This window comes from Pseudomonas flavescens, from assembly GCF_013408425.1.
Taxonomy (GTDB): domain Bacteria; phylum Pseudomonadota; class Gammaproteobacteria; order Pseudomonadales; family Pseudomonadaceae; genus Aquipseudomonas; species Aquipseudomonas fulva_A.
This window is the reverse complement of record NZ_JACBYV010000001.1, coordinates 204,395-218,787: the sequence shown is the minus strand read 5'-3', so window position 1 is coordinate 218,787 and position 14,393 is coordinate 204,395. Positions and strand designations below refer to the sequence as shown.

11 protein-coding genes are annotated in these 14,393 nt (G+C 63.7%); 9 read left to right on the top strand and 2 right to left on the bottom strand.

Annotated elements, in window-relative coordinates:
* Positions 1-92: 92 nt before the first annotated feature.
* The 9 genes from FHR27_RS00935 to FHR27_RS00895 all read left to right on the top strand — a co-directional run bounded on the left by FHR27_RS00935 (position 93) and on the right by FHR27_RS00895 (position 12,985).
* Complete coding sequence (locus tag FHR27_RS00935; protein ID WP_179537541.1) at positions 93-2,624, top strand: penicillin acylase family protein; 2,532 nt, start codon at positions 93-95, stop codon at positions 2,622-2,624.
* Positions 2,625-2,999: 375 nt separating this feature from the next.
* Positions 3,000-4,265 (top strand): NAD(P)/FAD-dependent oxidoreductase, encoded by a 1,266-nt coding sequence (locus FHR27_RS00930; RefSeq protein WP_156152756.1) that lies wholly within the window; start codon positions 3,000-3,002, stop codon positions 4,263-4,265.
* Positions 4,265-7,018 carry a nitrate reductase gene (locus tag FHR27_RS00925; protein WP_218878438.1) on the top strand — a complete coding sequence of 918 codons (2,754 nt, stop codon included), beginning with the start codon at positions 4,265-4,267 and terminating at the stop codon, positions 7,016-7,018. Before FHR27_RS00930 ends, FHR27_RS00925 begins: the two co-directional genes overlap by 1 nt.
* 97 nt (positions 7,019-7,115) lie before the next feature.
* On the top strand, positions 7,116-7,862 hold the full coding sequence (gene cobA, locus FHR27_RS00920) for a uroporphyrinogen-III C-methyltransferase (protein ID WP_042555241.1): 747 nt from the start codon (positions 7,116-7,118) through the stop codon (positions 7,860-7,862).
* 81 nt (positions 7,863-7,943) lie between these two features.
* A complete protein-coding gene (locus FHR27_RS00915) occupies positions 7,944-9,251 on the top strand; it encodes a nitrate regulatory protein (RefSeq protein WP_179537540.1) in 1,308 nt (435 codons plus the stop codon).
* Between the two features lie 228 nt (positions 9,252-9,479).
* Entirely contained in the window at positions 9,480-9,713 is a 234-nt protein-coding gene (locus FHR27_RS00910) for a hypothetical protein (RefSeq protein WP_179537539.1), read from the top strand.
* A gap of 213 nt (positions 9,714-9,926) precedes the next feature.
* A complete protein-coding gene (locus FHR27_RS00905) occupies positions 9,927-11,258 on the top strand; it encodes a CmpA/NrtA family ABC transporter substrate-binding protein (RefSeq protein ID WP_179537538.1) in 1,332 nt (443 codons plus the stop codon).
* A gap of 15 nt (positions 11,259-11,273) precedes the next feature.
* Complete coding sequence (ntrB, locus tag FHR27_RS00900) at positions 11,274-12,119, top strand: nitrate ABC transporter permease (RefSeq protein WP_042555238.1); 846 nt, start codon at positions 11,274-11,276, stop codon at positions 12,117-12,119.
* Positions 12,120-12,130: 11 nt separating this feature from the next.
* Positions 12,131-12,985, top strand: a complete 855-nt coding sequence (locus tag FHR27_RS00895; RefSeq protein ID WP_042555237.1) for an ABC transporter ATP-binding protein — start codon at positions 12,131-12,133, stop codon at positions 12,983-12,985.
* Between the two features lie 18 nt (positions 12,986-13,003).
* Here FHR27_RS00895 and FHR27_RS00890 read toward each other — a convergent pair whose 3' ends face one another.
* Together FHR27_RS00890 and dcd are read right to left on the bottom strand one after the other, a co-directional pair.
* Entirely contained in the window at positions 13,004-13,231 is a 228-nt protein-coding gene (locus tag FHR27_RS00890) for a hypothetical protein (RefSeq protein ID WP_042555236.1), read from the bottom strand.
* Between the two features lie 287 nt (positions 13,232-13,518).
* Positions 13,519-14,085, bottom strand: a complete 567-nt coding sequence (gene dcd, locus FHR27_RS00885) for a dCTP deaminase (RefSeq protein ID WP_042555235.1) — start codon at positions 14,083-14,085, stop codon at positions 13,519-13,521.
* Positions 14,086-14,393 lie beyond the last annotated feature (308 nt).

The following is a 14,393-nucleotide window of genomic DNA, read 5'->3' as shown; positions in this document are numbered from 1 at the left end:
ACTTGCCAGGCGCCATGCCGCTCTCTACCTTTAGCGCCATTCGCATCCGGGCACCCGCCCACCACCGCCATTTTCCGCCAGGAGTCCGCCGCATGCTGCCGCGCGCTTTCCGTCCTCTCGCCACCTTTGGCCTCGCCGGCCTCGTTACCGGCCTGGTCGCGCTGAGCGGCTGCCAGTCTCTGCTCGATAGCCGCTACCGCAACAGCGTGCACCCGGATCAGGGTTCCTTCCGTGTCCAGGGGCTGGCGCAAACCGCCTCGGTACGCCGCAACCCGCTGGGCATGCCATTGATCGAGACCCATACCTTTCACGACGCCCTGTTCACCCTCGGCTACGTGCACGCCAGCGATCGCCTTAGCCAGATGGTCAGTCTGCGTCTGATGGCCGAGGGTCGCCTGGCGGAAATGGCCGGCCCTGGCGTGCTGGAAATGGACCGTTTCATGCGCGCGGTGAACCTCAAGAAGAGCGCCGAGGTGCTCTACAAGAATGCCTCGCCGCGGATGAAGGCGTTCTTCGAAGTCTATGCCCGTGGCGTCAACGCCTACCTGTTCCGCTATCGTGACAAGCTGCCGATGGACCTGGCCGAAGCCGGCTACCGGCCGCCTTACTGGAAGCCCGAAGATTCGGTGATGATCTTCTGCCTGCTCAACTTCGGCCTCTCGGTGAACCTGCAGGAAGAGATCGCGGCCCTGACCCTGACCCAGAAAGTCGGCGCGGACAAACTGGCCTGGCTGCTGCCGACCTACCCGGACGAGCCATTACCGTTCGAGGAAGCCGAAAAACTCAAGGGCCTGGCTCTCGGCGGCAACATTCCCGGCCTTCAGGCGGTGAAGAGCGCTGCCGCTCAGGTGTCCGAGCGGCACATGCTCGGCGTCGCCGCCTCAAACAACTGGGCCATCGCGCCCTCGCGCAGTCGCAGCGGCAAGAGCCTGCTGGCCAACGACACCCATCTGCCGATCGAGCTGCCCTCGGTATGGAGCTTCGTGCAGATTCGTGCGCCGAAATTCCAGGCATCGGGCGTGACGGTCGCGGGCATACCCGCCGTGGTTGCCGGTTTCAACGGCAAGCTCGCCTGGGGCATGACCATGGTGATGGGCGACAATCAGGACCTGTTCCTCGAACAGGTCAAGCGTGAAGGCAATCGCCTTCTGTATCTCGCCGATGGCAAATGGCAGCCAGCTCAGGAGCGCCAGGAAACCTTCTTCATCAAGGGTCAGAAACCGATTCGCGAAACACTCTACGAAACCCGTCACGGCGCGCTGCTCAACAGCGTGCTGGGCGAGCGCAAGCATCCGCTGCAACCCCTGCAGTTGCAGAGTGGTTACGGCCTGGCGCTGCAGACCACCCAGTTCGAAGACGACGCCAGCCTCGACGCCTTCTTCGATCTGTCGCGCGCGCAGTCGGTGGAACAGGCCTTCGAGGCAGCCCGGGAAATCCGTGCCATGCCACTGAACCTGGTGTTCGCCGATGCCGAGCATATCGGCTGGCAGGTCACCGGGCGCTTCCCCAACCGCCGCGGCGGCCAGGGCCTGGTGCCATCGCCGGGCTGGGACAGCCGCTACGAGTGGGATGGCTTCGCCGACCCGATGCTCCATCCTTACGACCAGGACCCGCAGCAAGGCTGGCTGGGTAGCGCCAATCAGCGCAGCGTGCCTCGCGGTTATGGCATGCAGCTTTCCAACTCCTGGTACGCCCCGGAGCGCTACGAGCGCATCGCGCAGTTGGCCGGCAGCGGTCGCCATGACACGCAAAGCATGATTGCCATGCAATACGATCAGACCTCGCCTTTCGTCGCCAAGCTGCAGAACATGTTCGAAGCGCAGAACATGGCCGCACCACTGCGCCAGGCCATCGACCGCCTGCCGGAGGCACAGCGTGGCAAGGCCCGTGAAGCCCTGAGCCGCTTGATGGCCTTCGACGGCAAGCTCTCCGCGACCTCCGCGGACGCAGCCGTGTATGGCGCCTTCCTGCACGAAAGCGCGCGGCAGATCTTCCTCGACGAACTCGGCCCGGAAACCTCGAAGACCTGGAAGGCGCTGGTCGATACCGCCAACCTCTCCTATTCGGCCCAGGCCGATCACCTGCTCGGCCGTGAAGACAGCCCGTTCTGGGACGACGTGCGTACCCCGCAGAAGGAAGACAAACCGGCGATTCTCGCCCGCAGCCTGGCGGCCAGCATCGAGCTGCTCGAGCAGCGCCTGGGCGCTGAACGCACCGCCTGGCAATGGGGCAAGCTGCACACTTACGAGTGGCTGAGCGGTAGCACGCAGATGGCGCCCTACCTCGGCGCCGGTCAGCGCGCCAGCATCGGCTCCCTGAAGGGCTATCTGGACCGCGGCCCCTACCCGGCCGGCGGTGATCACAGCACGTTGAACGTCTCGGCCTACAACTGGGGTCAGGACTTCGATACCTGGCTGATCCCGAGCATGCGGATGATCGTCGACTTCGGTCGCGAGGAACCGATGATCGGCCTGAACAGCTCCGGGCAATCGGGCAACCCGGCCAGCCCGCACTATGCCGACGGCATCGATGCCTGGCGGCGGGCCAAGTACCTGAGTTTCCCCGTGCAGCAGCAGAATCTGGAGAAGACCTACGGCAGCAAACGCCTGCTGCTGACGCCTTGACGCACAAACCAGGTGCGCAACGCACCAACAACGCGCAGAGATAGCCCTCACCATAGGGTCGATCAGGCGTAGCCAGCGGCACAGGATGCTGGCTGCGCCCTGCCCCGCCCAATCACGGCCAGGAACTGGGCGACGCGGGGTTGCGGCTTCGCGCCGCTGACTCTCGGAGCCATTTTCTGCTTGCGGTACGACTCTGCCGCGCCGTTCCCGGGCAATTGGCACACTCCCTGCTCATGTCCCTGCAGACATAGAGCACGCCGGTAGCCGGCAGGGCTCCCCGAAACGAATCGGGATCGGACAAAGGCGTCCTTGCACTACGGTGCAGGACGCCTTTTTTTGTTTGCCGCGATTCACTCAGGGCCACGGAGGTAGCGGATGAAACGATTGAAACTGGTGATGATCGGCAATGGCATGGCCGGCGTACGCACGCTGGAGGAACTGCTCAAGATCGCTCCCGACCTCTACGACATCACCGTGTTCGGCGCCGAGCCGCACCCCAACTACAACCGCATCCTGCTCTCACCGGTGCTGGCGGGCGAACAGACCTTCGATGACATCGTGCTCAACGAATTGAGCTGGTACACCGAGCACGGCATCCATCTGCTGCTGGGCCGCAAGGTGGTGGAAATCGACCGGGTGCACCGCCGGGTGATCGCCGATGATGGCAGCAGTGCCGATTATGACCGACTGTTGATCGCCACCGGCTCGCGGCCATTCATCCTGCCGATACCGGGCAATGGTCTGGCAGGCGTGATCGGCTACCGGGATATCGCCGACACCCGCTGCATGCTCGACAGCGCCAACCTGCACCGTCGTGCGGTGGTCATCGGCGGCGGCCTGCTCGGTCTGGAGGCGGCACATGGCCTCAAGCTGCGTGGCATGGATGTGAGCGTGGTACACAACGGCGCCACCCTGCTGGAACGCCAGCTCGACGAGCGTGCTGGCAGGCTGCTGCAGAGCGCCTTGGAACGACGCGGCCTGCACTTCGCCCTGGGCAAGCAGACCGCCGAGCTGATCGGCACCGACAGCGGCCGGGTCAGCGCCGTGCGCTTCAGCGATGGTGAACAACTGCCCGCCGACCTGGTGGTGATGGCCGCCGGTATTCGCCCCAACATCGAACTGGCCCAGCACGCAGGCCTGCCCTGCGCGCGCGGTATTCTGGTCAACGATACGCTGCAGAGCTTCGACCCCCGGGTCTACGCCGTCGGCGAGTGCGTCAGCCACCGTGGCGTCGCCTACGGCCTGGTGGCACCATTGTTCGAACAGGCGCGGGTATGTGCCAGCCACCTGGCCATGCAGGGCTTTCGCCGCTATCTCGGCTCGCTGACCGCCACCAAGCTAAAGGTCACCGGTATCGACCTGTTCTCCGCAGGTGACTTCGCTGGCGGCCCAGGGACGCAGAGTATCGTTCTCGACGACCCGATCACTGGCAGCTATCGCAAACTGGTGCTGAAGAACGACGTGCTGGTCGGCGCCTGCCTGTATGGCGATACCGCCGATGGCGCCTGGTATCTGCAACTGATCCGCGAAGGTCGCCAGGTGGCGGATATCCGCGACATGCTGATGTTCGGCGAGGATGCGGTGAGCAGCCTGTCATCCACCTGCAGCACCGATCCGATTCTCCTGCAGGGAGCGGCCTGATGGGTGTTCAGGAACTCAGCGGCGTGACACGCACCAGCGCGTCGACCTGCTGTTATTGCGGCGTCGGCTGCGGCGTGCTGATCGAGCACGACGGCAAGCGCATTCTTGGCGTCAGCGGCGATCCCGCGCACCCGGCGAACTTCGGCAAGCTGTGCAGCAAGGGCGCATCGCTGCACCTGACCGGCGATCTCGCCGCCCGCGCCCTGTACCCCGAACTGCGCCTCGGCAAAGGGCTGGGTCGTGTTCGTACCGACTGGGACAGCGCCCTCGATCATGCTGCCGATGTGTTCGCCGAAACGATTCGCCAGCACGGCCCGGACAGCGTCGCGTTCTATATCTCCGGGCAGTTGCTGACCGAGGACTACTACGCCTTCAACAAGCTGGCCCGCGCGCTGGTCGGCACCAACAATATCGACAGCAATTCACGCCTGTGCATGTCGTCGGCCGTGGTCGGCTACAAGCGCAGCCTGGGTGCCGATGCGCCGCCCTGCTCGTACGAAGACATCGAGCAGGCCGACACGCTACTGATCATCGGCAGCAACATGGCCTATGCCCACCCGATCCTGTTTCGCCGTCTGGAGGCGGCCAAGGCAGCAAACCCGCAGATGAAGGTGATCGTCGTCGACCCGCGGCGCACCGACACCTGCGACCTCGCCGACCTGCACCTGGCCATCGCGCCCGGCAGCGATGTGGCGCTCCTGCACGGCGTGCTGCACCTGCTGCTGGAACAGGGGCGTATCGACCACGCTTTCATCGAGGCGCACACCGAAGGCTTCGAGGCGCTACACGCGTTGGTCGCCGACTACGAGCCTGCGCGCGTCGCCCAGCTCTGCGCAATCAGCGAAGCGGATTTGCGCCGCTGTGCGGACTGGATCGGCAGCTCGCCGCGTTTTCTGTCGCTGTGGTGCATGGGCGTCAATCAGTCCACCGCCGGCACCGCAAAGAACGCCGCGATCATCAACCTGCACCTGGCCACCGGGCAGATCGGCAAGATCGGCAGCGGGCCCTTTTCCCTTACCGGCCAGCCCAATGCCATGGGCGGTCGGGAAACCGGTAGCCTGTCCAATCTGCTGCCCGGTCACCGTGAAGCCGCCAACCCGGAACACCGCGCCGAAGTGGCCGCTTACTGGGGCGTCGACGCTCTGCCGGAAACCCCTGGCCTCAGCGCCATCGAGCTGTTCGAGGCAGTGGGCAGCGGCAAGATCAAGGCGCTGTGGATCGCCTGCACCAACCCGGCCCAGTCCATGCCGGACCAGCACAGCATTCACAAGGCCCTGAGCGACTGCCCTTTCGTGGTCGTGCAGGAGGCTTTCTTCACCACCGAAACCTGCCGCTACGCCGACCTGCTGTTGCCGGCCGCCAGCTGGGGCGAGAAGGAGGGCACGGTGACCAACTCCGAGCGCCGCGTCAGTCGCGTGCGCCGTGCCGTACCGGCACCTGGTGAGGCGCGGGCCGACTGGTCGATCACCTGCGACTTCGCCAGGCGCCTGGAAACCCGCCTGCCGGGCGTGCCGTCCGGGCATTTCGCCTTCGAGAAGTGCGAGCAGCTGTTCGAGGAATACAAGGTCCTGACACGCGGTCGAGATCTGGATCTCTGCGGCCTCGACTACGCGCTGCTGGAAGCACGTGGCCCGCAGCAATGGCCCTTTCCCGAAGGTGCGCAGAGCGGCACGCCGCGCCTCTATGGCGACGGCCGTTTTCCGAGCGCCAACGGCCGCGCACGTTTCATCGCCGAGGCCTACCAGCCGGCCAAAGAGCAACGCGACAGGCACTACCCGCTGACGCTCAACACCGGGCGCCTGCGCGATCAGTGGCATGGCATGAGCCGTACCGGCACCGCGGCACGGCTATTCGCCCATGTCGAGGAACCGTTGCTCGATCTGCACCCGCACGACATGGCGCAACGGCACCTGCAGAACGGCCAACTGGTCGAAGTGCGCAGCCGCCGCGGCACACTGGTGGTGCGCGTACAGACCGACGCCAGTCTGCAACAGGGCCAGGCGTTCCTGCCCATGCACTGGGGAGATCGCTTTCTCAAGGGCCTGGGCGTCAATGTCCTGACCCTGCCGGCGTTCGATCCGCTATCGAAGCAGCCGGAGCTGAAACACGCCGGCATCGACGTGCAGCCCATCGACCTGCCCTGGAGCTTCCACGCGCTGATCGAAGGTGATGTTCAGCAACGCCTGCAAGCCCTGCGCCCGCTGTGCGAAACCTTCGCCTACGCCAGCTTCGGCCTGGCCGGCCGCGAGACCTCGGCACTGGTGATGCGCGTCGCCCACCATCATGCGCCCGATGCCGGGCTGCTCGAGCTGCTTCAGGAACAACTGGGCCTGGCCGAAGGACCGGTGATCCGCTACGACGACCCTCGTGGCGACCCTGGCCGCCAGCCCATTCACAAGCGCGTGCGTATCGACGGCGGTCGCCTGACAGGCTTCTCCCTGAGCGGTGAAACCCTGGCTCGTGGCTGGCTGCGCGACCTCTGGCAAAATCAGACCTCGCTCGATGACGACAGCGGCCTGGGGCTGCGCCGCTGGCTGCTGGCGCCAATGCAGAGCCCGCCCGGCCAGACTCGCCCGCAGACCGGCAAGACCCTGTGCACCTGCATGAACGTCAGCGAGGCGGCAGTGCGCGAGGGCATCGAGCGCGGCTGCGACCTGATCGCGCTCAAACAGAATCTCGGCTGCGGCACCCAGTGCGGCTCCTGCGTACCTGAAATCAAGCGTCTGCTGGCGCTACAGACCATCGAAGCCTAGCGAAGACTGGGTTGAACCTAGGGTCTGTTGACGTTTCAGCGCGAGCCGCGTTGCCGTGCGGAAACGTCAACAGCCCCTACAGAGAAGGATTACCGTGATGAACCCAAGCGTTTGGCTGATCGGCGCCGGCCCAGGCGACCCGGAACTGCTCACCCTCAAGGCGGTGCGTGCCCTCGGCCTGGCCGACGTGGTGCTGATCGATGACCTGGTCAACCCGCAGGTGCTGGAGCACTGCCCCGGTGCCCGGGTGATCCGCGTGGGCAAGCGCGGAGGCTGCCGCTCAACGCCCCAGGCCTTCATCCATCGCCTGATGCTGCGCTATGCCCGCCAGGGCAAGGTGGTCGCACGCCTCAAGGGGGGTGACCCGTGCATCTTCGGTCGTGGTGGCGAAGAGGCCGACTGGCTGGCCGCCCGCGGCGTGCACTGCGAGATCGTCAACGGCATCACCGCCGGCCTGGCCGCGGCGACCCGCTGCGGTATCTCCCTGACGCTGCGCGGTGTCGCCCGCGGCGTCACCCTGGTGACCGCACACACTCAGGATGGCAGCTCGCCCAACTGGCAGGCGCTGGCCGACAGCGGCACGACGCTGGTGGTGTACATGGGCATCGCCACCCTGGCCGATACCCGCCAGCATCTGCTCGAGGCAGGCATGGCGGCGCATACCGCCGTGGCGATGATCGAGAACGCCTCGCTGCCGGATCAACGCGAATGCCGCAGCACCCTGCTGGAGATGGCCGACGCCGCCTTGGCGTTCAGGCTGAAAAGCCCGGCCATTCTGGTGATTGGCGACGTGGTCGGCGCCGCCATGGACGCCGCCAGAGAACTGGAGATGCGCAGCGCCTGAGCCAAAAGCAGTCCGGCAAAGGCAACTGGACTGCTATTTGCACTGTTTTAGTTCAACCGTACTGCCTGAAAGACTGCCCTCATGCCTGACACCACCATGCCTGCCGCCCTGCGTTTCATGCTCGCCGCCCGCCGTTGCGAGCTGCAGGGCCTGGAAAGCCTGTCCTTCACCTGCCAACTGGTGACCCATATCAGCCAGTTGGTGCACCACCTGCAGAAGGAACGGGGCTACTCCAACATCTATCTCGGCAACCAGTCGAGCCATTACCTGCACCAACTTGATGCACACAGTGCCGAATCAGCCGCCGTAGAGCGCCAGGTACACGAATGCTTCATGGCCATGGATACCGCCCAGGCCAATGCCGCGGACCGTGCCCGTCTGTTCAACCGCATCGCCTATGTATTGCATGGCCTGGACGAACTGCCCGGATTGCGGCGTCGTATCCGTGAACTGGAGCCCACGCCACGCCTGGCCACCCAGGCCTTCACACGGCTGATCGGCGGCTTGCTGGCCGTGGTCTTCGAAGCCGCCGATACCGCTGTCGATCCAGGCATCACCCGGCTGCTGGTGGCCATGTTCAACTTCATGCAGGGCAAGGAGCTGGCCGGCCAGGAGCGCGCTGCCGGCGTGGAAGGCTTCTCGCGCGGGCATTTCGATGCCGAGTTGCAGGAGCGCCTGCAGCATCTCGAAGACGGCCAGGAGCGCTGCTTCGATGTGTTCGGCGAGTTCGCCGATAACGAAGCAGTGGCGCTCTGGCAGCAGATTCACGGTGGCGACACCGTCGCTCAGGTGATCAGCCTGCGCGGCATCGCCAAGCGTACCTCGGCCAATGCCACCGTGGATCCAAGCCTCTGTGAGCTGTGGTTCGAACTCAATACCCGGCGCATCGATGCCATGAAGGAGGTGGAAAACCACCTCGCCAATCGCCTGCTGGAGCATTGCCGTAGCAGTATCGCCGAGGCCCATGCAGACCTGGACAACCATCGCACGCTGCTCAAGCGCCTGGCGCAGATGGATGTCGGCAGCGATCAGGCGCTGCTGTTCAGCGTGCACAGCAGCACGCTGGACAGTGCGCCTCAGGATTCGGTGGGCAACCACCTGGCGCGCTCGGTGCTCGACCTGCTGCACGAGCAGAACCAGCGTCTGCAGCGGGTCAGCGACGAGCTCAAGGAAACCCGCGAGACCCTCAACGAACGCAAGCTGATCGAGCGAGCCAAGAAGCTGCTGATGAACGATTACCGGCTCAGTGAAGAAGATGCCTACGCACGCCTGCGCCAATCCGCCATGGAACGCAGCATGCGGCTGGTCGACGTGGCCCAGAGCCTGCTCGCCTTCGCCGCCCGCAAGGCCCAGGAAAATCCGCGCGCAGACAAGGGCAAGCGCGGCTGAGTGGAGCGCTTGCCTGCCAGGCATCGCTCGCCATCCCTGCTCGAATCTATTCACGATCTTTCGACGCTGCAGCCATGTGCAATGGCTGCAGCGATCATCGGTGCAGTCTCTGTGGGAGCGGGCGGGGACGCCCGTTCCCACAGGTAAGGCAACAATGTCTGCTTTTGATGTCGACCCATCGAAACAAGCGTTTTTTGATACACGGAGATAGCGCAGCGATTCCCGCCCGTGAAAGCAGTTTTCGCTGAACCGCCAGCACCCAGTTCGAACTCCACCCTCAGTATCGCCTCGCTCGACCGCATTCTCCCGATGCCCAAAAACGAACTCGCCATGCACCTGCTGCGCGCACTGAAGGGACATCGCGCCCTGCTGCTGTGCGGCGGCAAATGTCGCCCGCTTGGCTCGCGGATGGTCGACGCGTGTCGGACGCGCTTCGAAAAGCCTTCCTTCTCAAGCAGTTAACGCATCGATGTATGCTGCACGGCGGCGATCGCCTCGCCGTCGAATCAGGCGACAGGATGTCTGGCATGCAACCTGCTAAGTCCATCATGAGTGAGGCAGGCACTGCCCCTCCACAATCCGAATTCTGGACAACGGCGTCCACCCTCGTTGCAGCCCGAGCGCTGCCATGAGAGTGACGCCGTTTTTTTATGCGTGCCTTTTGGGGAAAACGATATGGACGACAAGCCACGTACATTGCCGAGCATCGACGACAGCACCAGCCAGCCGCGCCGTACCTTTCTCAAGCAGTCCATGGGTCTGCTTGGTGGCGGTGCGCTGATGAGCCTGCTGCCGGCGGGGCTGAGCAGCGCGGTATGGGCTGCCGGCAGCGATGGTCTGGAGACCACCAAGGCCAAGCTCGGCTTCATCGCCCTGACCGACGCCGCACCGCTGTTCGTGGCCGATGAACTGGGCCTGTTCGCCAAGCACGGGATGACCGGCGTGGAAGTGCTCAAGCAATCGTCGTGGGGCACCACTCGCGACAATCTGGTGCTTGGCGCCGGCAGTGGCGGCATCGATGGTGCCCATATCCTCACGCCGATGCCCTATCTGATGGCCGCCGGCAAGGTCACCACCAACAACACCCCATTGCCGATGTATGTGCTGGCGCGCCTGAACCTCAACGGTCAGGGCATTTCCATCAGCAAGGAATACCAGGACCTCAAACTCGGCACCGACGCCAGCGCCTTCAAGCAGGCCGTCGCCGCCAAACTTGCCAAGGGCCAGAAAATCGCCGCGGCCATGACCTTTCCCGGCGGCACCCACGACCTGTGGTTGCGCTACTGGATGGCAGCCGGCGGCATCGAGCCCAACAAGGATCTGCCGACGGTGGTGATCCCGCCACCGCAAATGGTCGCCAACATGAAGGTCGGCAGCATGGACGCCTTCTGCGTCGGTGAGCCTTGGAACGCGCAGCTGATCAACCAGGGCATCGGCTACAGCGCGGTCACCACTGGCGAACTGTGGGCCAATCACCCGGAAAAGGCCCTGTCGCTGCGCGCCGATTACGTCGACGCCAACCCCAACGCTACCCGTGCGCTGCTCAAGGCGGTGATGGAAGCGCAGATGTTCTGCGAAGCGGCGGAGAACAAGGAGCAGGTCGCCGAGATCTGTGCCAAGCGCCGCTGGATCGGCGCTCCTGCCAAGGATCTGCTGGCACGCCTGCAAGGCAACATCGACTACGGCAACGGCCGCGTGGTGGAAAACAGCCCGCACGTGATGCGCTTCTGGAGCGAGTTCGCCTCCTATCCTTTCCAGAGCCACGACCTGTGGTTCCTGACCGAAAACAAACGCTGGGGCTACCTGCCGAAGGATTTCGACAGCCAGGCACTGATCGACACCGTCAATCGCGAAGACATCTGGCGCCAGGCCGCCGCCGAGCTCGCGGTGCCTGCCGAGCAGATTCCGCCATCCAAATCGCGCGGCGTCGAGACCTTCTTCGACGGCAAGACCTTCGACCCGCAGAACCCGCAAGCCTATCTCGACAGCCTGTCCCTGAAGGCCTAACCGGAGAACCGCCCCATGAATGCGCCCGTAAAATCGCTGGCCCTGCCGGCTGGTGTCATCGCTCCAAGCTGGCTGAAACGGCTGTCGACCACGCTGATGCAATCGGTGCTGCCGCCTCTGGTGATCACCGCGGCACTGCTGCTGATCTGGCAATTGCTATGCAGCGGCGCCAATGCTTCGCTGCCGCCGCCCAGCCAAGTCATCGAAGACACCTGGGAGCTGATCGTCAATCCGTTCTATGACAATGGCGGCACCGACGTCGGCATGGCCTGGCAGTTGCTCGCCAGCCTCGAGCGCGTAGCCTACGGCTATGCCCTGGCGGTGGTCGTCGGCGTCGCCCTGGGGGTGCTGGTCGGCCAGTCGACCTGGGCCATGCGCGGCCTCGATCCGCTGTTCCAGATCCTGCGTACCGTCCCGCCGCTGGCCTGGTTGCCGCTTTCGCTGGCCGGTTTCAAGGACAGTCACCCGTCGGCCCTGTTCGTGATTTTCATCACCGCCATCTGGCCGATCATCATCAACACCTCGGTGGGCATCCGCAATATCCCCGAGGACTACCGCAACGTCGCCAAGGTGCTGCGCCTCAATGGCGTGGAGTACTTCCAGAAGATCATGTTGCCCGCCGCCGCGCCCTACATCTTCTCCGGGCTGCGCATCGGCGTGGGGCTGTCCTGGCTGGCGATCATCGCTGCAGAGATGCTGATCGGGGGCGTGGGTATCGGCTTCTTCATCTGGGACGCGTGGAACGCCTCGCGCATCAGCGACATCATTCTCGCCCTGGTCTACGTCGGCGTGGTCGGCTTCCTGCTCGATCGCCTGGTGCTGTTCGTCGGCAATCGCATCACCCGCGGCACATCGGCCTGAGGAATACGGATATGAGCAAGCACTACCTGAGCATCGAAAACGTGGAAAAGTACTTCGAGCGTGACGGCGTCACGTCCCATGTGCTGAACCAGATCAACCTCAACGTCGAGCGCGGCGAGTACATCTCCATCATCGGCCACTCCGGTTGCGGCAAGTCGACGGTGCTGAACATCGTCGCCGGCCTGACCGACTCCAGCAGCGGTGCGGTGATTCTGGATGGCAGAGAAGTTCGCGGCCCCGGCCCGGATCGTAGCCTGGTGTTCCAGAACCACTCGCTGCTGCCCTGGCTGACGGTGCAGGAAAACGTCGCCCTGGCCGTCGACAAGGTCTTCAAGCGCACCAAGAGCAAGGCCGAGCGCCGTGACTGGACGCTGCATCATCTGGAACTGGTAAGCATGGGCCACGCCCTGCACAAGCGGCCCAACGAAATTTCCGGTGGCATGAAACAGCGCGTCGGCATCGCCCGCGCGCTGGCCATGGAACCCAAGGTGTTGCTGCTCGATGAACCCTTCGGCGCACTCGATGCGTTGACCCGCGCCCATCTGCAGGACGAGGTGATGCGTATCCAGAGCGAGTTGCACAATACGGTGATGATGATCACCCACGACGTCGACGAGGCGGTGCTGCTCTCCGATCGCATCGTGATGATGACCAACGGCCCGTCGGCGACCATCGGCGAGATCCTCACCATCGATCTGCCGCGGCCCCGTGATCGCATCGCACTGGCGGACGATCCGCGTTACAACGCCTATCGCCATGCGGTGCTGAGTTTCCTGCACGAGAAGCAGCGCAAGGTCGAACCCATGAATGCACGCCGCTCCGCCTCCGTTGCAGAGCCGGCGAGCAAGGAGCGCGCTCGCGCCTGAGCCCGAGCCGCATGGTCGTCAGTCTCGGGCGATGCCGGTGATGGTGATGCCGAAGCGCTCCTCCAGGCGAACTGCGGGAGTCTGCTCCTCACGGGGCTGCTCCTTCGGTTCGAGGCGCTCCAGATTCTCTTCGGCCCACTCCAGCAGCCAGATCACGGCTTGTTCCAGACTGGGTTTGTCTTTCGATTTGACCTTGAGGACTTCTGCCGCCTCATCTCTGCTGTAGGCGATATTCCATTGACTCATAGTGTGTCTCCAGCGGTGGCATTGTTGCTGGCACGCGAAGTCGCGCGCCTTGATAACCATGTAGACCTGCCACCCGTGAACAGTTCGCCCTATAAATCCTTTGGAACTTCATGGGGCGCATCCACTCAGAAACTAGGCATCGATTGATTTCTCCGGGCGCATGAAGCGCCCATTTTTTTGCCTGCGATTTGACCCCACGCCGTCAAGATCTTGAGCATCGGGTAACCGCTGCGCACAAAAAAACCGGGAAAATCCCGGTTTCTTGGCAGCGCGCCGCAGAGGCCGTATCAGGCCCTGGGCAGGGTGACCCCGCGCTGCCCCTGATACTTGCCGCCACGGTCCTTGTACGACACCTCACAGGCCTCGTCGGACTCGAGGAACAGCATCTGCGCAACGCCCTCGTTGGCATAGATCTTCGCGGGCAGTGTGGTGGTGTTGGAAAACTCCAGGGTCACGTGCCCTTCCCATTCCGGCTCCAGCGGCGTGACGTTGACGATGATGCCGCAGCGCGCGTAGGTGCTCTTGCCCAGGCAGATGGTCAGCACGTTGCGAGGAATACGGAAGAACTCCACGGTACGAGCCAGGGCGAACGAGTTCGGCGGGATGATGCACACGTCACTCTTGATATCGACGAAGCTTTTCTCATCGAAATTCTTCGGGTCGACGGTGGCGGAGTTGATATTCGTGAAGACCTTGAATTCATCGGCGCAGCGCACGTCGTAGCCGTAGCTCGACACACCGTAGGAGATCAGTTGCTGACCGCCTTCGCTACGCACCTGGCGCTCGACGAACGGCTCGATCATGCCGTGTTCCTGGGCCATGCGGCGAATCCACTTGTCTGATTTGATGCTCATGGCGGGGCCGTCCTGAAGGTCTGTTCGGTGAAAAAGTGAGCGCATCTTACCGGGCTGAAGGTTCGGGTTCAAAGCCTCTTGACACAGCGTTTCGGCTATAAGCCAACGAGGAGAATGCAAGGAAATCGCAGAAAGACTTACAGACCATTCGCACTTCCCGAAAAAAGCGGGTATGGTGACCCCACTGTGCTGCATGTGTCACCGCGAATCGCTACATGATGCCTAGATTTCGATCCAAACATCGTCCGACTCCTAGTACTCGTTGCACTCAGTCCCGGCCTGGTCCTATTCCAGGGCTGTTATTTATT

Coding starts and splice junctions, on each gene's coding strand:
- FHR27_RS00935 (WP_179537541.1), top strand. CDS start 93: ATGCTGCCGCGCGCTTTCCGTCCTCTCGCCACCTTTGGCCTCGCCGGC.
- FHR27_RS00930 (WP_156152756.1), top strand. CDS start 3,000: ATGAAACGATTGAAACTGGTGATGATCGGCAATGGCATGGCCGGCGTA.
- FHR27_RS00925 (WP_218878438.1), top strand. CDS start 4,265: ATGGGTGTTCAGGAACTCAGCGGCGTGACACGCACCAGCGCGTCGACC.
- cobA (WP_042555241.1), top strand. CDS start 7,116: ATGAACCCAAGCGTTTGGCTGATCGGCGCCGGCCCAGGCGACCCGGAA.
- FHR27_RS00915 (WP_179537540.1), top strand. CDS start 7,944: ATGCCTGACACCACCATGCCTGCCGCCCTGCGTTTCATGCTCGCCGCC.
- FHR27_RS00905 (WP_179537538.1), top strand. CDS start 9,927: ATGGACGACAAGCCACGTACATTGCCGAGCATCGACGACAGCACCAGC.
- ntrB (WP_042555238.1), top strand. CDS start 11,274: ATGAATGCGCCCGTAAAATCGCTGGCCCTGCCGGCTGGTGTCATCGCT.
- FHR27_RS00895 (WP_042555237.1), top strand. CDS start 12,131: ATGAGCAAGCACTACCTGAGCATCGAAAACGTGGAAAAGTACTTCGAG.
- FHR27_RS00890 (WP_042555236.1), bottom strand. CDS start 13,231: ATGAGTCAATGGAATATCGCCTACAGCAGAGATGAGGCGGCAGAAGTC.
- dcd (WP_042555235.1), bottom strand. CDS start 14,085: ATGAGCATCAAATCAGACAAGTGGATTCGCCGCATGGCCCAGGAACAC.